Origin of the sequence: Arthrobacter sp. CAN_A2, assembly GCF_015752045.1 — a bacterium.
In the GTDB taxonomy this organism is placed as follows: Bacteria; Actinomycetota; Actinomycetes; order Actinomycetales; family Micrococcaceae; genus Arthrobacter_D.
This window is the reverse complement of the sequence record NZ_JADOUS010000005.1, coordinates 145,741-163,663: the sequence shown is the minus strand read 5'-3', so window position 1 is coordinate 163,663 and position 17,923 is coordinate 145,741. Positions and strand designations below refer to the sequence as shown.

The 17,923-nt window shown below is 70.4% G+C and carries 17 protein-coding genes; 9 read left to right on the top strand and 8 right to left on the bottom strand.

Translation table 11 applies throughout. The annotated features are described in order from the left end of the window. Positions 1-62: 62 nt before the first annotated feature. The 4 genes from IWX63_RS08115 (at position 63) to IWX63_RS08100 (ending at position 4,792) form a co-directional block, all read left to right on the top strand. Entirely contained in the window at positions 63-1,019 is a 957-nt protein-coding gene (locus IWX63_RS08115) for a PRC and DUF2382 domain-containing protein (RefSeq protein ID WP_199277644.1), read from the top strand. Between the two features lie 104 nt (positions 1,020-1,123). After that, a complete protein-coding gene (locus tag IWX63_RS08110; RefSeq protein WP_199277643.1) occupies positions 1,124-1,552 on the top strand; it encodes a hypothetical protein in 429 nt (142 codons plus the stop codon). 61 nt (positions 1,553-1,613) lie between these two features. Next, positions 1,614-2,750, top strand: a complete 1,137-nt coding sequence (locus IWX63_RS08105) for an aminotransferase class V-fold PLP-dependent enzyme (protein WP_199277642.1) — start codon at positions 1,614-1,616, stop codon at positions 2,748-2,750. 251 nt (positions 2,751-3,001) lie between these two features. Further along, positions 3,002-4,792 carry an immune inhibitor A domain-containing protein gene (locus IWX63_RS08100; protein ID WP_442859116.1) on the top strand — a complete coding sequence of 597 codons (1,791 nt, stop codon included), beginning with the start codon at positions 3,002-3,004 and terminating at the stop codon, positions 4,790-4,792. Positions 4,793-4,968: 176 nt separating this feature from the next. Here IWX63_RS08100 and IWX63_RS08095 read toward each other — a convergent pair whose 3' ends face one another. From IWX63_RS08095 to IWX63_RS08070, 6 genes are all read right to left on the bottom strand, one after another. Continuing rightward, a complete protein-coding gene (locus IWX63_RS08095; protein WP_199277641.1) occupies positions 4,969-5,727 on the bottom strand; it encodes a hypothetical protein in 759 nt (252 codons plus the stop codon). A 141-nt stretch (positions 5,728-5,868) separates the two neighbouring features. Beyond that, a complete protein-coding gene (locus IWX63_RS08090) occupies positions 5,869-6,333 on the bottom strand; it encodes a GtrA family protein (protein WP_334685733.1) in 465 nt (154 codons plus the stop codon). 124 nt (positions 6,334-6,457) lie between these two features. Next, positions 6,458-6,982 carry a flavin reductase family protein gene (locus IWX63_RS08085; RefSeq protein ID WP_199277640.1) on the bottom strand — a complete coding sequence of 175 codons (525 nt, stop codon included), beginning with the start codon at positions 6,980-6,982 and terminating at the stop codon, positions 6,458-6,460. Between the two features lie 34 nt (positions 6,983-7,016). Further along, positions 7,017-7,469, bottom strand: coding sequence for a redox-sensitive transcriptional activator SoxR (soxR, locus tag IWX63_RS08080; RefSeq protein WP_043443035.1), 453 nt, complete (start codon positions 7,467-7,469; stop codon positions 7,017-7,019). Positions 7,470-7,597: 128 nt separating this feature from the next. Beyond that, positions 7,598-8,236: a nucleoside/nucleotide kinase family protein gene (locus tag IWX63_RS08075; RefSeq protein WP_199277639.1), complete on the bottom strand. Its 639-nt coding sequence runs from the start codon at positions 8,234-8,236 to the stop codon at positions 7,598-7,600. A gap of 91 nt (positions 8,237-8,327) precedes the next feature. After that, positions 8,328-9,077 carry a hypothetical protein gene (locus IWX63_RS08070; RefSeq protein ID WP_199277638.1) on the bottom strand — a complete coding sequence of 250 codons (750 nt, stop codon included), beginning with the start codon at positions 9,075-9,077 and terminating at the stop codon, positions 8,328-8,330. A 203-nt stretch (positions 9,078-9,280) separates the two neighbouring features. Between IWX63_RS08070 and IWX63_RS08065 the strand changes: the two genes are divergently transcribed. The 5 genes from IWX63_RS08065 to IWX63_RS08045 all read left to right on the top strand — a co-directional run bounded on the left by IWX63_RS08065 (position 9,281) and on the right by IWX63_RS08045 (position 15,813). After that, entirely contained in the window at positions 9,281-9,595 is a 315-nt protein-coding gene (locus IWX63_RS08065; RefSeq protein WP_199277637.1) for an MmcQ/YjbR family DNA-binding protein, read from the top strand. A gap of 369 nt (positions 9,596-9,964) precedes the next feature. Further along, positions 9,965-11,425, top strand: coding sequence for a hypothetical protein (locus tag IWX63_RS08060; RefSeq protein WP_334685732.1), 1,461 nt, complete (start codon positions 9,965-9,967; stop codon positions 11,423-11,425). A 58-nt stretch (positions 11,426-11,483) separates the two neighbouring features. Further along, positions 11,484-13,178 carry a GT4 family glycosyltransferase PelF gene (pelF, locus tag IWX63_RS08055; protein WP_199277636.1) on the top strand — a complete coding sequence of 565 codons (1,695 nt, stop codon included), beginning with the start codon at positions 11,484-11,486 and terminating at the stop codon, positions 13,176-13,178. Further along, positions 13,175-14,254: a putative glycoside hydrolase gene (locus IWX63_RS08050; protein WP_199277635.1), complete on the top strand. Its 1,080-nt coding sequence runs from the start codon at positions 13,175-13,177 to the stop codon at positions 14,252-14,254. Before pelF ends, IWX63_RS08050 begins: the two co-directional genes overlap by 4 nt. A gap of 50 nt (positions 14,255-14,304) precedes the next feature. Further along, a complete protein-coding gene (locus IWX63_RS08045) occupies positions 14,305-15,813 on the top strand; it encodes a hypothetical protein (protein ID WP_199277634.1) in 1,509 nt (502 codons plus the stop codon). A 9-nt stretch (positions 15,814-15,822) separates the two neighbouring features. Here the strand turns inward: IWX63_RS08045 and IWX63_RS08040 are convergent, their stop codons facing one another. Beyond that, positions 15,823-16,803 (bottom strand): acyl-CoA thioesterase, encoded by a 981-nt coding sequence (locus tag IWX63_RS08040; RefSeq protein WP_199277633.1) that lies wholly within the window; start codon positions 16,801-16,803, stop codon positions 15,823-15,825. Positions 16,804-16,867: 64 nt separating this feature from the next. Beyond that, positions 16,868-17,911: a zinc-dependent alcohol dehydrogenase family protein gene (locus IWX63_RS08035; protein ID WP_199277632.1), complete on the bottom strand. Its 1,044-nt coding sequence runs from the start codon at positions 17,909-17,911 to the stop codon at positions 16,868-16,870. Positions 17,912-17,923 lie beyond the last annotated feature (12 nt).

The window sequence follows — 17,923 nt, the reverse complement described above, 5'->3', positions numbered from 1 at the left end:
GATCGCTCTAGTCTGTCGTCAATGCGTCGCTTCACGCGGGCGACACCGACGACAGGAATCCCATGCTCACGATGCACGATCTCGATCACCTCCTCGGCCACCGCACCGCGGTCGTCACGGACCAGGGGGACAAGGTGGGCTCGATCGGCGAGGTGTACCTGAACGACGCCACCGAAACGCCGACCTGGGTGACCGTCCACACCGGCCTGTTCGGCACGAAGGAGTCCTTCGTGCCCCTCGAGGGCGCCGCCGTGCAGGACGGCCGGCTCGTCGTCGCGTATCCGCGGGACCTCATCAGGAACGCCCCGTCGATCGAGCGCGACGGACACCTGAGCCCGGAGGACAAGGGCGTGCTGTACGCGCACTACGGTCTGGATGAGAGAACGACGGCATCGGCGGCGACGACGGCGGAGGACGTGACGGCGTCGGACGACGGCGCGGTCACCCGGGAGCGGCGTGGCGGCGGCGAACCCTGGATGATCCGCTCCGAGGAGCAGCTCCGCGTCGGGACGGAGGCGTACGAGGCCGCCCGCGTCCGGCTGCGGAAGTACGTGATCACCGAGGAAGCCACCCGGACGGTGCCCCTGCTGAAGGAGGAGCTGCTGACCGAGCGGGAGCCGATCACCAAGGCCGACGCCACGATGGACGATTCTCTTTTCCAGGAGGACGTCGTCGAGCTCGTCGGCCACGAGGAGCGGGCCGTCGTGCTGGGCAGGGAGACCGTGCCCGTCGAGCGTGTCCGGCTGGCACGGACCACCGTCACGGGCAGGACCACGGTGAGGGAAGAGGTCCGGAAGGAACGCATCGTCACCATCGTCGACGGCGAATCGATGACCGACGCCGATGCCGGCTCCGACACTGACGACCGCTCCCGCCGGTCTGCGCGGCCTGGCCGCGCGCGCGGCAGGGCGGCCCGCACTGCCGGGCGCGGGCGGGCCGTGCCGGCCGACGATCGGTCGGAGCGGATCGCCACGAACAGCCCCAACCCCCTGCTCAAGGGCAAGAACAAGCGCCGCTGAGGGCCGGTCGCACACGCTTCCACCGCGCGCGGCGCAGTCGAGGTTCCGGATCCGGGCCTCCCCGCATGCAACGATGAAGGCACTGGAATCACACTGGGGGAATCTTGAAGAAACTGTTGACGCTCACTGCACTGCTCCTCGCACTCACGGCCTGCGGCTCGCAGGAGCCTTCGTCCGAAGCATCGCAGCAACCACCGGCCGAGGTGTCGCAGCAGCCGACGCCCCAGGCATCGCAGCAGCCGACGGCCGAGGCGTCGCAGCAACTGTCGACCGAAGACACGTGCTCCGAAGTCGAGGTGATTCTGAAGCCCATCGACTCCGGTATGTCGGACGAGAAGGTCGCGGAGATGGCCGGCCAGCTCGACGACCTGGCGACGGGGGCCTCCGACGCCCTGCAGGACCCGCTGCAGACCCTGGCCGATATCTTCGCCAAGGGACGGGCCGAGGTCCAGACGCAGGTGACCGAGATGCCGGAACTCAAGGCCGAGTTCGAGAACGCCGCTGCGACGGTCAGCGAGGAGTGCGGCATCTAGGTCGTCGAGCCCGCTGCAGGACGAACAGCGGAGCGTGCTCCGGGCCGACAGGAGGAACAGCATGAGCAGTCCCGCAGGACATGACGACGCCGTGTTCGCGTCCTACCGGGCGTCCTTCACGGAAGGACGCGGATTCCTGAACTTCGCCAGCTACGGGCCGCCGTCCCGGCCGGTCCGCGACCGGGTGGCGCACCTCCTGGAACTCGCCGCCGACGGCAGCGTCCGGTCGGGTGACACCCTGTACGGGGAGGACCTCCGTGCCCGGGAATCCTTCGCGCGACTCAGCGGTTTCCCCCTCCAGAACGTCGGGCTGACCGGCAGCACCTCGCTCGGTCTGTTCCAGGTGGCCTTCGGCCTCACCGGCGGATCGGTGCTCGTCAGCGCCGGCGAGTTCCCTGCCAACACCTACCCCTGGCTGCGCACCAGCGCCGCGGGCCGGGCGCGCGTCGACCTGACCGGCGGACCCGGCACCCGCATGACGCCCGACGTCGTCGCCCGTGCTTTGACCGGGGACACCGTCGCGGTGAGTGTCAGCGCCGTCGACTTCCGCACCGGCTACCGCGCCGACCTCGCCGGCATCCGCACGGTGATCGGCCCCGACCGGCTGCTGGTGGTCGACGGCATCCAGGCCTTCGGCGTCGCGGACCTCGAGTGGACGCTCGCCGACGTGCTGATCGTGGGCGCGCAGAAGTGGATCCGCGCCGGCTGGGGCGTGGCGGCCCTCGCCCTGTCGGCGCGGGGGATGGAGCGGATCGAGCCGCTGCTCACCGGGTGGACGGGCGTCACCGATTCCCGCAGGTACGACGGCGAGGAGCACCCGCCGCTGCCCGGAGCGCAGCGCTTCTCCGTCTCCAACCTCTCGCCCTACGCGACCGGCGCCCTCGCCGAGGCCCTCGCGCTCATCGAGACGGTGGGCATACCGGCGATCGAGGGCGTCGTCGCCACCCACGCCCAGGCGCTCATCGGCCACCTCCCCGCCGTCGGGGTGCCGGTCCTCTCGCCGAGGGACCGATCGGACACGGCCGGGATCGTGGTGGCCGGTGTTCCCGGGCGGGCGGCCGACGCGCTCGCGGCCCTGGCGGACGCCGGCATCACTGCGACGCTCCACGGGGAGGACCGCATCCGCTTCTCCGTGCATGCGACCACCCGCTCCGACGCGCTCGGCGAGGCGGCGACAGTGCTGGCCCCGTTCGCCTGAGTCCGCTGCGCCGCGGAACTATACGACCACCCTCCCCTCCGCGCCAGAGTCGGGGAAGAAGATGGTTCACAGCGTGCAACCGGTCGTCGAAGTGTCCGACGTCGATGCTACGGTCCCACCAGAACGTGTGACTCAGGCAACATGTTCGTCACTGGAGGCACCGGGTCGGTGGGTGCCCTCCGGCGGCTGGGACATTTCACTTAGGAGAACCCTTGAATTCCATCGCTCGTACCCGGGGGCTGCGGTGCGCGATGGCGCTCGCCGTGACCGGCGCCGTCGTGCTTGCTCCCATGAGCGCCCAGGCAACCCCGGGCCCCGCGGCGGACGCGTCGGCCGTGCCCTCCTCCTTCAGCTCCTCGCCCGGCGCCGACGGCACCGCCGAAAGGCTCGATGACCGCTCGGACCCCGCGGACGCCGCGCGCCGCGACCTCAACCAGCAGGCCGTCGGCAAGGTCCTCTCCGGAGAGGCGAAGGTCGAGGACCGGAACGGCTCGAAGGCCGTCAAGGTGGCCCCCGGCCAGTGGGCGCAGTACGGCCTGCAGGACAGCGACCAGATCCTCTCCTTCCTCGTCGACTTCGGCGACCAGGTCGATCCACGGTTCCCGGCGTCGACCGCCGGTCCCGCGAACGGCGCCATCAAGGAACCGGACCGCGCGGTGGACAACTCCACCTACTGGACCGATTCCTTCGACCGCCGGCACTACCTCGACATGTTCTTCAACGAGGAGGGCGAGTCCCTCAAGAGCGTCTACGGGGAGCTGTCCAGCGGGCGGTACACGGTCGACGGCGACGTCAGCGACTGGGTGACCGTCCCCTACAACTCGGCCAGCTACGGCGAGACCGAGAGCCAGGCGGACATGACCCGCTTCGTGCAGGACACCGCGAACGCCTGGTACGACTCGCAGATCGCGGCCGGGAAGACCCCTGCCGAGATCGACACGTACCTCGCGACGTTCGACCAGTGGGACCGCTACGACTTCGACAAGGACGGCGACTTCGACGAGGCCGACGGTTACATCGACCACTTCCAGGCCATCCACGCCGGTGAGGGCGAGGAGGCCGGCGCGGCGTCGTCGGCCATCTGGTCCCACCGCTGGGCCGTCGGCCAGGCGGGCCGCGGGACCGCGGGCCCGTCGGCGAACCCCTTCGGCGGCATCAAGATCGGCAAGTCCAGCGTCTGGATCCGCGACTACACCACGGAGCCCGAGAACGGCGGCCTGGGCGTGTTCGCGCACGAGTACGCGCACGACCTCGGCCTGCCAGACCTGTACGACACCAGCGGCGGCGAGAACGGTACAGGCTTCTGGAGCCTCATGAGTTCCGGTTCCTGGCTCGGCCACGGCAACGGCTCGATCGGCACCACCCCGAACCACATGGGTGCGTGGGAGAAGCTGCAGCTCGGCTGGCTCGACTACGAGGTCGCGACCGCGGGCGTGAAGTCCACGCACAAGATCGGTCCGTCCTTCCACGGCACGAAGGCCCCGCAGGCCGTCGTCGTGAACCTGCCGAAGGACGCCGCGGGCAAGGACCGCTTCTACATCGCCGAGAACCGTGTGTACGCGGGCTACGACGCGACGCTCGCCACCGGCCCGTACAACTTCGGCTGGGGCGTCACCGCGCCGGACACCGTGGAGCACTACGCCTACCAGGACGGTTTGAGCATCACGTACTGGAACACCGCGCAGCGCAACAACAACACGCGACAGCACCCGGGCGCAGGCCTCGCCCTGCCCGTGGACGCCCACCCGAAGGCGCTGACGTGGTCCGACGGCGCGATGGTCCGGAACCGCATCCAGAGCTTCGACGCCACCTTCGGCAAGCAGGCCACGGATGCGCTCAGCCTGCACCGCGAGACCGCGGCGGGCGCGACAACGCTCACCGTTCCGTCACAGCCCGGTGTCGCCGTCTTCGACGACACCGACCCGAACGCCTACTACGACGCCGCGAACCCGCAGGGCTCCGTCGTCGTCGCCGGCACGGGGACGAGGATCGAGGTCGTCCAGTCCAACGCGACGGGCATGCTGACCCTCCAGGTCCGCTAGCTCCCCGGGACCACAGAACAGCAGGAGCCGGGAGGTCACTCCCGGCTCCTGCTGTTCCCGCGCGGTCGTGCCCGGCGGCATCGGCCGCCACGTGACCGCCTGGTTCAGCGGCGCCGCCTGTCCACTGCCGGTGATCCACTGCCGGTGATCCACGGTAGCCGGCAGTGCCCTCCGGCTCAGTGGGTCCGGCGTGGGCGCCGCGGCTGTGCGACGACGGCGATCCCGACGGCGAGAAGCAATGCGACGATGCTCAGGATCCCGGCGATCGTGTACCGGAGCGACGTGCCCTCGACGGGCGGCTGGAGGGATTCCGCCTGCTCCGCCTGTTCCACCTGGTCCACCTGATCGATCCGGATCTCCTCGACCGGGGTCTGTACCCGGGAGGGCTCCGCGCCGTTCCCGGAGGTCCCGGGCTGAGGTGCTCGTGGCACCGATTGGTCGACGACGACGGCTTCGCCGACACCGGGTTGCTGCCCACCTGCCGGGAGGGCGGGGGCACCGTCCGCTTCGCCGGCCGGTGGAGCCTCTTCCGGCGTCACCGCCAGGACGGGGGACGGGGCCGACGTGGGGGCGTTCGATGTCGGTGGGGCCGGCGTGGTCTCCGGTGCTGACCCGGGACCCGTCGTCGGGGTCTCGACGGTGGGCTCGGGGGCCGCGGTGTCGGGGGTGGTGCCGATCACCTCCTCGACGGGAGGCTCCGCGTCCGCCGGAGGGTCGATCGGCGGCATCACCGGCTCGCTCGGGGGCTCCTCGACCGGTGGCACGGCCGGCGTGGTGCCGGTCGTCGCGGGCAGGGGCGAAGCGGACGGTGTGGGGGGCGGCACCTGATCGGAGGGCCGGGGCGCCGGAGCCGGGGACGCGACGGCGGCCGCGGGCCCGGACAGCAGCAGTCCGATGCTGATGGCCAGGGTGGGGAGGGTTGAGGGGGCGCGCATGGCGGAGGACTTCCAAGAACGGTGGTGCATGGTGGCGGGACGGCCCGTCAGCTTTGCAAGCAGGCTGACTACACCGTCAATATTACGCGGCAGGCATCGGCCATCCCACCGGAATCTTCCGCTGGACAGGTGGCGTCGCACTCATTCCCGGCCGTTCCCGAGGGCCCCGACCTCCACGCCCGGGCGGCCGGCGGAATCATGCTGCGGAGACTGGAACACCACGAAGCGGTACGCGAGGTAGCGGAACACGTTGCCGAGGAGCACGCCGATGACGTTCCCGGAGATGTTGTCCGCCAACGGGCTCCTGAGACCCAGGACGTAGTGCGAGACGAAGAGGCAGGCCGTCGCGATACCGAGGCCCACCAGATTTGTCAGTCCGAACAGGATCGCTTCCTGGCGCTTCGCCCGGCCCCTGAACTCGCGGAACGTGAAGTGCCTGCTGCCCAACCAGGAGACGCCGGTCGCCAGGGCGACGGAGGTCACCTTCGACGAGATGGGGCCCACGCCCAGTCCCGAGGAGAGGAGGTTGAACACCGAGATATCGACGACGAAAGCCACGGCCCCTACGGCGGTGAAGGAACCCAGCCGCTTCCAGGCATCGCGCACGAACTGGTCCCCTCTGTCGATGACGGTTCATTCTAGGCTTCGATCGCAGAGGCAACCAATGGCTCGCCAAGGCCACAACCGCCTGGTGCTCGTGGCCGGACCGCAGGGGCCGGTATCTCACGCGTCAGTACAGCAGCGAGTGATCGCCCAGGCGGTGGTAGGAGCGGTTGTGGTAGACCAGGGGCGCTCCGCCCGCACCGTCGTCGCCCTGCTCGATCGCGATGACCTCTGCGGCGAGGATCATCGACCCGCCGACGGGCAGCCGGTGCAGGATACGGCACCGCAGGGCCCACGGCGCCTCCGCCAGGAGCGGCTCGCCCGTGGGCAGCGGCCGCCAGGCCACCGCCCCGCCGAAGCGGTCGGCGCCGCGGGTCGCGAAGAGCTGGGCGATGCCGACCTGATCGGCGCCGAGCAGGTGGACCACCAGGGTGTCTGCCGCGATGAGGGCCGACGCCGAGGACGACGCCGTCGAGACCGAGAAGGCGAGGACGGGCGGCTCGGCGGAGACGGAGGACACGGACGACGCCGTCAGGCCGACCGGTCCGTCCACTCCCTGTGCGGTGATGACGGCGATGCCGGCCGGGTGCGCGCGGAACGCGTCCTTGAAGAGCTCGGCCGTGGCGATCGCGTGGCCGGTGGGAATCGTCATGCCGTCAACGCTAGAACCTCAACAGAGGTTGAGGTCAAATCGGCGGGTCGGGGTCCAGGAGGGTGGAGCGGATGCCCCGGGAGCCGGCGGCGTCGTCGGGGTTGACGAAGCCGCAGGCGGCCAGGGACAGGCAGCCGCACCCGATGCAGCCGTCCAGCCGGTCCCTCAGGTGCTCGAGCTGGGCGATGCGCTTGTCGATCTCCTGCTGCCACGCCGCGGAGAGCCGCTGCCAGTCCGCCTGGTCCGGGACACCGTCGGTCGGTAGCTCGGCGAAGGCGCGGGCGACGGTGGCGAGCGGGATGCCCGCGCGCTGGGCGGCGCCGATGACGGCGACGCGGCGGAGGACCGAGCGGTCGTACCGGCGCTGGTTGCCGGTGGTGCGGCGGCTGGTGATCAACCCCCGGCGTTCGTAGAAGTGCAGGGCGGAGACGCTCATGCCGCTGCGCGCGGCGAGCTGCCCGACGGAGAGGTCCTGGTCGGTCGTCACTCGAGGCTCCTTCCTGCTGCGGTGCCGGGGGTCGTTGTGCCAGCGTAGCTGCGAAGCCGCCGGCCGCCGTCGGCCCAGCACCCGGCGCAGGACTGGTCCCTGGCGGACCGAGGGGACCGACGCCCCGGTCAACAGAGTCGCCACTCGGACAGGTCGAGGATGCGGTCGGCCCTGTCCCGGGTGGCGGCGACGCGCGCGGCGTTGGGCTCGTCGACCCGACGGACCCAGTCCTCCGCCGCCGCAGGCGTCTTGCCGAACAGGATGTGCCGCGCGACGAGCCGCCGCCGGCGCAGCCCGGGTTCGACGTCGACGAACCAGACCTCGTCGAGGTGGCTCCGGACGTCCCGCCAGCCCGGCGCATCGAGGAGCAGGTAGTTGCCCTCGGTGATGATCAGGGTGCACGAGGGCGCCACAGGCAGGGCGTTCGCGAGCGGCTGCTCCAGCCGACGCTCGAACGCCGGCGCATAGACGGTGTGGCCGGGAGCGCTCGCCAGGCGTGCCAGCAGGGCGGCATAGCCGTGGGCGTCGAAGGTCTCGGGGGCCCCCTTGCGGTCCAGCAGGCCCAGGGCGACCAGGGCCTGGTCGGCCAGGTGGAACCCGTCCAGGGGGACCAGGGCGTGGTGCTCGGGGTCCAGCCCGGCGAGCGCCGCAGCGACAGTGGACTTCCCTGCACCCGGCGGCCCTGCGATCCCGAGCAGGGTCCTCCTGCCGGGGGCGGGATCGGGCAGGAGTGCCGTGAGTTCCTCGATGGTGTGAACGGTCGTCATCGCCGCGGATCCTCCTCCTGCGCCGGCCGCTCGGCCGACGTCGTCCCCGCGTCCATCATGCCGTGACGCCGGCCACCGTACCGGACTTCCGCTAGCCGGCAGGGCGCAGGGATGTGAGCATCGTCCTGATCTGCTGGTACTCCTTCGTCTCCATGTACGCCTGCGGCGTGTCGACGTGCATCGGCTTGCCGGGGTGGATCCGATACGGGTCGTAGGCCCCTCCGAACGCGGCCCCCGAGGGCGGCCATGTGAAGAAGTGTGCGATGGGGCAGGCGGTCGGCCCCTCCGGAAAGGGCGCGGAGGTGATGCCGTAGGCGAGGGTCGACGCCGCCATCGGATCGGCCACCAGGGGGTCCGTGCGGCCTTCGAAGACGAACATCGGGGTGCCCGTGGCCTGGGTCAGGGCCGGCAGCGGCTCCGAGTCCAGGAGTGAGTACGGCACCTCCGCCGGACACACCGCCCCTGTGACGAGGTTCGTCCGCAGGGAGGCGAGGCGCCGGCCGGCGGCATCCTCGACGGCGACGGCCACGCCCTCCGGTGGGATCGGGGTGGACGCGACGACGGTCCAGTCGCCCGGGTGGTCGAAGGACAGGCCTCCGCCCGGGGTCGTGTAGGTGGCCCACCCGGCGTCGGCAGCAGGCGGGGCCCCGGACGCTGGGGGCGCGGATGGTGGGTTCGTCGACGGCGGGGCCCCGGCGGTTGGGGTCGCGGACGCCGACGGGGCGACCGGGGTCCCTGCGGCGTCGGCATCGGCGCCGGCGTCGGGAGAAGCGCAGGAGGAGAGAAGAACGAGGCACAGGGCCCCGGAGGACAGCAGTACGGACCGGCCCGGACAACCCATGGTTACTCCTTCGTAGCGCGGGTGGATCGCTCCATGATGATGCCGTCCCGAAAGCCCGGCCGGGGCCGGACCCGGATCGTTATCCGGCGGGCAGGATCGTTGCCGGTCCGTGCGAACACCGTGACAGGGCGGTGGCCGCAGGATCGACGATGCGGTCCCGGAAAGCACTGGACCAGCCCTGCGGCCGGTGCCATGGTTGGTCCATGGTCAGCGAAGACGATGTGCGTTCCGCCTGCCTCGCCCTGCCCGGGACCTCGGAGCGGCTGAGCTGGAGCCGGCCCGCCTGGTTCGCCCGGACCCTCTTCGCCCGTATGTGGGATGACACCGTCCTGACGATCAAGACCGAGGAACGGGACGCGCTGCTCGCCTCCCAGCCGGGTGCGTTCTTCGTCCACCCCCACCATGACCAGTACGAATGTCTCGTGCTCGTGCGGCTGGGTCGCATCGACCTCGAGGAGCTGACCGAACTGATCCAGGAGTCCTACCGGGTCGCCAACAGCGCCGCACCGACGCCCTGAGCCGGTCACCCCTCCAGGGGCAGTGTGTGCTTGATCACCTACGGCACCCTCCACAGCTTCTCCGGCGCCGCGCCAGCGCGCGGGGCTGGGTAGTCCTCAACCCTCATGCGAGTAGTAGGGCGTGCATCCCGCGTAAGAGATGAAAGTACCTCGCGCAGATGCGTACGTAAGTGCCACTCGTGCAACGGACCGGTCCGGTCGATAGGTTCAAGGACGGCGCTCGTTGGCAGAGCTGGCGAGGACGCCCCCATCACCTTCGTGTGGGACGACTACCGGATCTCCGCCCTGTGGGCACCCATCCGTCTCACTCACGTCTCACACGAGGTCGCCCAGCCGCGCAACGCGGTGGCGAGCGGCCCAAGGAAAATCATGACTTCGCTGCAGTCCCTCCTCCAGGACTCCCATGCCCGGCACCGCACGGTGATCATCATCGTCGCGCTCATCCTGACGGCTCTCGTGCCGCTCGCCGACACCCTGCTGCCCGACGGTTGGTCCTACGCCCTGCTGGCCACCGGCGTGGTCCTCGTCATGGTGGCCCTGTTCACGCTCGCGCGCAGCGGCGTGTCCAGCGCCGGGGGTGACCGCGCGACGTCCGACGGCGGGGCGCGACCGGGCGCCGGGCTCCTGCTGTACCTCTCGCCGGTCATCCTCCTCAACCTCGTGTACCCGCTCGTAAGCCCCGCCATGGCCGCGGTGAACGCCGGGGGAGTGCAGCTCACCCTCGTGGTCCTGGCGTCGTCGATCACCGTCCCCTGGCTCGCGCAGGCCGCCTGCCTCCCTGCCTACCGCGCGATCGGGGACCTCATGGCGGAGCGGGACATGGCAGCCATCACCCGCCGGTTCTGCGCCACCTGGCCCGCGATGTTCGTCCAGGCGCTTCCGCTCGTGGTGGTCTTCGCCATCCCGCTCTGGCTCGCCACGCGCTGGTCCTTCACGGCCCTGGCCACCTACGCCGCCCTCTGCGCCCTCCACCTCCTCTTCGTCCAGTCCCTCGTCCTCGCCAATGTGGGAAACCGCCGCGGACTCTGGGCGGTCGCATGGGTGGCCTACGCTGCAGCCCTCTTCGTGGTCCCCACCCTCTGGTGGCTGCCGCCGCTGCTCGGAGCACTCACGCAGATCGTGCCCATGGGACGAGGCCTCGCCGCCGTGAGCCTCTCCCGCCTCGGAGCCCGCGACTTCTCCGCCGACCTCGTGCGGGGACTCCTCCTCGGTGCGGTGCTGTGGGCGGACAAGTTCGTGCTGTTCCTCGTCACCGGGGGCGACTTCCAGGTAGTCATCGTGTTCCTCGCGATGCTGCCCGCGGTCATCGCCTACAACTACTACTTCGTGAACCTCGCCCCGAAGGTGGACAGGGCAGTCACCGACCTGCACCGCACCATCTCCGAGGAGCCGCTCACGGTCCTCGCCGCACGGTCGGGGCGGCTCAGCCGCACCGTGGATCGGGCCATCCTCAGCACGGGCGCCATCGGCATGGTGCTGACGCTCGTGATCTCCCTCCTCCTCGACGGCATCCAGCCCGTCAACGTGCTGCTGGCCATCTCGGTGGGCGTCGCGTCCTGGGCGTTCATGATCCTCACGCTCCTCAGCTACGAACTGGACTACATCGGCGAGAAGGTCCTGCCGCAGGTCCTGGGCGGCATCCACCTTGTGCTCTGCGCTGCAGCCTTCGTACTGATCGGCGCGACGCAGAGCTCCACGGGTGCCGCGCTGGCGTACGGTGCGCTCGTCGTGGCAGACCTGGCACTCGTCGCCGTCGCCTGGGTGCTCTACAAGCGCCACTGGACCCAGCCCGAATACACCCTGTTCTGGCGCCACGCCACGTCCTGGTAGCAGCACTGCCGGCCCGGCTCCGCCCGACCCACCGCTTTTGATCGCAGAAGGAAGAACCATGTACGTGTTCAAGACCCCGAAGGCGCGCCGCGCCGCGCTCGCACCGACCGCCGCCACCGTCCCCGTGGCCCAGACCGCAGCGGAGCGCCATTACGTGGACGTCGACGTGGCGATCGTCATGGAGTCCACCTATCCCTACCTCAAGGGCGGCGTCTCGGCCGTCGTGCACGACATCGTCACGCACAACCCCGATCTCACCTACGGCATCATCCACATCTCCTGGGACGCCGATTCGCCCCACGAGGACCTCTACGGCATGCCGGCCAACGTGGCCTGGGTGCGGCCGGTCTTCCTGAGCCTGCAGGAGCACCGGCACGACTACATGGCCGCGACCTCCAAGGATCTCGGCATGACCCCGGCCGAGCGCGCCGCGCTGGTGGACCGCCTCTTCGACGCGCTCTACGCCCTGTCCGAACGACGTGAGGTGGAGCCGCTCTGGCAGCTGATCGACGAGGGATTCAACGAGCGCACGCGGAGCTACCCGCTCTGGGCCGTGCTCGGCACGAGGGAGTTCATGGAGGCGCTCTCCGTCAGGATGCCCCAGCTCGACCTCTCCCTCGCGGACTCCTTTTGGACGCTGCGCAACTTCTTCTCCCTCGCCTACGCCATCCTCGGAGAGACCATGCCGAGGGCGCGTGTCTACCATGCGCACACCACGGGGTACGCCTCGCTGCTCGGTGCGGCGGCGGCCCGTGACCACGACACCTCGTTCCTGCTGACCGAGCACAACCTGTACGTCCGCGACACTGTCAACACCCTGCTGGACCGCAACATGGCGTTGTCCATCACCTCCGAGGACTACCGGACGTTCGACGTCACCCCGGAGCAGCGCGCCTGGATGGCCTGGTGGACCGAGATGGGGCACTTCTGCTACCCGAGCGCTGCCCTGATCACCTACCTGTATCCGACGGCGATCACCGAGGCAGCACGCCTCGGTACCGACATCGACAAGGCCGTCGTGGTGCCAAACGCGATGGTCATCGAGGAGTTCGAGGACAAGTACCGTGCCCGGTTGACGGCGCAGCAGCTCCTGGCGGAGCACGGCGACGACCACGAGTGGAAGCTGGTCTACATCGCCCGCGTCGTGCCCATCAAGGGGCTGCTCGACCTCCTATCCAGCATGGACATCCTGCGCCACCAGGGATTCCCGAACCTCCACCTCGACGTCCTCGGCCCCACCGAGCACGTGCCCGAGTACTACGAGGCCTGCCTGGCCAAGATCGAGAGCCTGGGGCTGCACGATCATGTGACGATCCACGGCACGGTCAACGTCCGGGACATGCTCGACCAGTTCGACCTGCTCGTGCTGCCGAGCTACAACGAGGGCCAGCCCATCGTGGTCCTGGAAGCGATGGCCGCCGGGATTCCCACCGTCGGCACCGATGTCGGAGGCATGCGGCAACTGATCGGCGACGATCTGCTCACCGGGGACGGCCGGACCGTCGGTCCCTGCGGCGAGCTCGTGGTGGCCGGCGACGTGCAGCAGATGGCGGACAGCGTGCGTGCCGTGATCGGCAACAGGGAGCTCTACGCCGACTACGCGGCCAACGCCCGGATCCGGGTGCAGGAGTTCTTCCAGATGCACGAGATCATGTCCTCCTACAACGAGATCTACCGCACCGTCGGAGACATCAGCGATCTCCGCGCGCTCTCGACGGCGGACCTCGAGGACCTCACGCGGGCGGGCTCGTGACCGGAGTCGGTGCCTGGATCCGCTACGGCGGGCCCCTGCTCCCCGGCCAGCTCGAGTTTGCAGCAGAGCACTACCGGGCGGCCATCCTGCAGCCGTGGGAGACGGCCGCCGCACTGGAACTCAAGCGCCGCCGGCCGGACATGACCGTGCTCTGCTACAAATGCCTGTCCTCGACGCGCAGCTACGAGCCGGGGCCCGTCTACACCTCGGGTGTCTCCTTCGCGGAAGCCGAATCCTCGGCGGACGGCGCCTGGTTCGCCCGGCGGCTCGACGGCACCCGGATCGAGTGGGAACGCTATTCGGGCCACTGGCAGATGCGTGTGTGGGATCCTGCGTACCAGCGCCGCTGGGTGGAGAACGTGGTGGACGAACTGCGGGACTCACCCTTCGACGGCGTGATGGCGGACAACGACGTCTTCGACGACTACTACGGTCTCGACCTCCCCATCGACGGAGCAATAGGGATGTCCGACATCCGCTCGGCGCTCGGCGATCTCGTGCAGGCCGCCGGGACCGCGCTGAACGGGGTGGGGAAGATCCTGGTGCCGAACATCGCCGAGTCCCGCCGTGAGCCCGGCAGGTGGCAGGCGCATGCCGCGTACGGCGGGGGCTTCGAGGAGGTCTGGCTCGGTTACGGCGCAGAGCATCTGTTCGACCCGGTGACCGCCGAGGCGCAGCTCCCGCAGGCCGCCGGACCGGGGCTCTCGATCCTCCGCGTCCCCACCGACGGCGACGACCGGCACCCCAACGTCGCCTACGGCCTCTCCGCCTTCTGGATCTTCGGAGCGGGCAGGGGCGCCTACTCGGCCACGGGGCACGACGACTACAGCCGCACGCAGCACGCCCCGGAACTCGACTGGCAGCTCGGCCGACCGGTCACGGAGCCGACAGGCAGGGGGCACGCCTGGTGGCGGGAGTTCGAAGGCGGCTTCGCGGCCGTCAACTTCAACGCGGACGGCAGGCGCCGACGCAGGGTGCGGGTCCCCGCCGGGCTCGTGGACGCCGCCGGTGAGCCTGCGCCGTCGTGGGTGGTCCTGCCGCCCCGGCGCGGCGTCCTCTTCCGCCGCGCAGCCTGAGCCCGGCGACCGTCCGGCACCCTACCGTCAGGTTCTGCGCAGGATTCGCCATGATCGGGGTTCCGGGGGTGGTCGACACTCCCGTCATGCACCACCATGTGGACATGAAACTGAATGCCGCTGGGGCAACGTTCGTTTCCGCCGCACTCGCTGTCGCGTTCACCGTCTGCTCGCTCGCGGGTCCCGCGCATGCCGGCAGCCTGACCTCGAGCACGGGCCAGAAACTGCCCGCCTACCTGCAGGGCTACCGGCAGGGGCAGATGCTCTGCCCCGGGGCGTCCCTCACGGGCAAGGTCTCCGTGGCGATCGTCGATCCGATGATGGCCACCACGGACGCTCCCGGGGACTGCACGCTCTCGGACATGAAAGCCGCCAACCCGGGCACCACCTTCCTCGCCTACCTGAACATCGGCGCCATGAGGGACTTCGAGTCCTGGAACGGCGTCTTCCAGAACTCGTGCGCGGATACCGCCACGCAGGCCGGGAAACGGTTCGGCGTGACCACGTCGAACCCGAGGGTGGCCCGTACGGACGACGGGCTCGCCGGCTACCCCGGATTCTCCTACCTGACGGTCGCCGACCTCTCCCCGGCCTACGTGGACGCCTGCGCTGCGACGGCGCGGACCATGCTGAGCACCGATGCCCAGCGCGGGACCACGAACGCTCCTCCCGCCCGGTTCGACGGCATCTTCCTCGACGATGCATCGATGTCCCCCTCGCACGGCCAGGACATGGTCGACGTCGGGCAGTGGGGCCCCTGGGCCGACGACAACGCCTACGGGCGGGCGCTGATCGCGGCCGTCCAGCGGTTCGACGCGACACTCACCCGCACCATGGGCCGTGACATCCCCGTCGCCGTCAACCTGGGTGTCTACCCGGCCTGGAGCAACCAGGTGAACCTCGCCAAGACGCTCGCTGCCACACGTTCCGTCGACTTCGCGCTGCGGGAGCACGTGGTCGCGACCGGGACCGGCCGACCCCTGCCGGTCATCGACCTGGAGCAGGCGAGCTCCGCGTACCGGGCCATCACCGCGGCGGGGATGCCGGTGGTGGAGCACGACTACTCGGTCCCGCTGCGCGAGCTGCCGACGACGGGCTACCGGCAGGGCGCCGACATCGGCAGTTCCGCGCCGTGCCTCCGCGACGGCTTCGCCAACCGCTCCTCGGTCGTGTCCGCGGCGAAGACCCGACGCACGCTCGACCACCGCATGACCCTCGGGCACCTGCTGCAGGCGCGGACCGCGACGGCCCGGCTGATGGCGGCGACCGTCTCGCAGGCCGAGCCCAGCTGCCAGGACAATGCGTGGGACGACGGTGCGAACTTCGAGGCGGTCACCACGGCCTCGGTCAATGCGCTCGACACCCAGGTCACCGCCCTCACGAGAGCGGTGACGTCCGGTGCCTACGCGACCGCGGCGCCGCTGAAATTCTCCGGCGTGAGCGTCGTGCGGCTCTCCAACGGCTGCGTGGTCGCCGTCAACACCACGACCGTCACGCGATCCGTGACCGCGTACGGCAAGACCATCAGCGTCCCGGCGCGGTCGGCGACGATCCGCTGACGTAGCCCCTCAGCCGGGCTGCCGCTGCAGGTGCGTGGGCAGGACGCTGCCCGGCGCCCGGCTGCGGATCAGCAGCAGGTTCCGGGCGTGCTCGTGGAGCCGCCGGTCCTCCTCGGACCTCGGCACCCAGGGCGGCACCGGCACCGCCCGCCCGTCCTCGTCGCGTGCCACCATGACCGTGAGGCACGTGGTGGTGAGCTCCATGTCGCGGGTCCTCGGACTCCCGGAGCGGACGTGCACCGCGATGTGCATGCCCTTGTTGCCCGTGTAGACGAGGCGTGCCTCCACCTCGACGACGTCGCCGATACGCAGGGGCTTCAGGAACCGGACGCCGCCGGAGAACACGGCCACGGTGTCCAGCCCGCAGTACCGCGTGGAGCAGACGTACGCGGCTTCGTCGATCCAGTCCATCACCGTGCCGCCGTGCACCTTCCCGCCCCAGTTGACGTCCGTGGGGGCCGCGAGGAACCGGAGGACGGTCCGCTCCGCGGTGCTGCCGTCGGTGTATTCCTGGCGGCGCATCTCCTCGACGATCTCCTTGCGGACCTCGATGCGCGCGATCGCGTGGTCGCTCTCCACGCGCTCGGCCGCCGTCTGCGGTTCGAAGGGCGGCACCGCGACCGGCTTGCCGTCCGGCCCGACCGCCACGAAGATGACGAGGCACTCGCTGCGCTTCCCGCCGTCGTCCCCGGTCACGGACCCGGAGGAGACGATCGTGCGGATGTGCATCGAGGACGTCCCGGTGTGGACGATCGTGGCCTCCACCTCCACCAGGTCGCCCACCACGACGGGGTCCGCGAAGTGGATGTTCCCGACGTACGCGGTCACGCAGTAGGTCTTCGCCCAGCCGACGGCGGCGGCGTAGGCGGCCTTGTCCACCCACTCGAGCACGGTGCCGGCGTCCACCGAGCCGCTGTGTCCGAGGTCGGTGGGGGATGCGAGGAATCGCAGGGTGACCGAATTCGACACCGGGTCGGCGGGGTGGGGCATGGGTTCCATGCCCCAGTATCCCCATGCGCGGGGCGCCACGGGTAAGGACGGCCCCGTCAGCGCGTCACACCCCGAGGTCGACGACGGTCACCCCGCCCGCGGACGTGTCCCCGGCCATCGCCATCAGGGCGTCGGGAACGGCGTCGAGGGGGATCCTGCGTTCGATGAGGTCCTGCGGGCGCAGCCGGCCGGCGGCCACGAGGTCGAGCAGGCCCGGGTAGTCGTGGGCGGGCATGCCGTGGCTGCCGAGGACGGCGAGCTCCCTGCCGATGACGGCGCCCATCGGGATCACCGGGTCCGAGGGGAACAGGCCGATCTGCACGTGGCGGCCCCTCGGGCGCAGGGACAGGATGCCGACCGCGGCGGTCTCCTCGCGGCCGAGCGCGTCGACGGACACATCGATGCCGGAGGGAGCGGCGTCCCGCACGGCGTCGAGCACCGCGGACCGGGAGAGGCCCGCCGAATGGACGGTGCCCACCGCGCCGAAGCGGGCGGCGCGCGCCAGTGCGTCCCGGTCGATGTCGACGCCGATCACGCGCGCGCCCAGCGCCACGCCGATCATGACGGCGCTCAGCCCCACACCGCCGCAGCCGACCACGAGGAGGGACTCGCCCGCGGTCAGGCGCGCCTGGTGCACGAGGCCGCGGTACGACGTCGCGAACCGGCAGCCGAGGAGCGCGGCGGCACCGGCGTCGAGGGACGCGGGAACGGAGATGAGGTTCGTGTCAGCGTCGTGCAGGGCCACGAGCTCCGCGAAGGAGCCCCAGTGGGTGAAGCCCGGCTGGGTCTGGTTGCGGCACACCTGGCCGTTGCCTGCGGCGCATTCGGGGCAGCGCCCGCAGGCGCAGACGAACGGTGTCGTGACGCGCTCACCGACCGAGAAGCGCCGGACGTCGTCACCTACCGCCGCGATGGTACCCACGAGCTCGTGACCGGGGACGTGAGGGAGGCTGATGCCGTCGTCGTGCCCCAGCCAGCCGTGCACGTCGCTGCGGCACAGACCGGTGGCTTCGACACGGACGACGACGCCGCGCGGCGACGGGACGGGCTCGGGGACGTCCCGGAGCACGGGACGGGCGGAGAACTCATCGAAGCAGACGGCGCGCATCCCACCATTCTG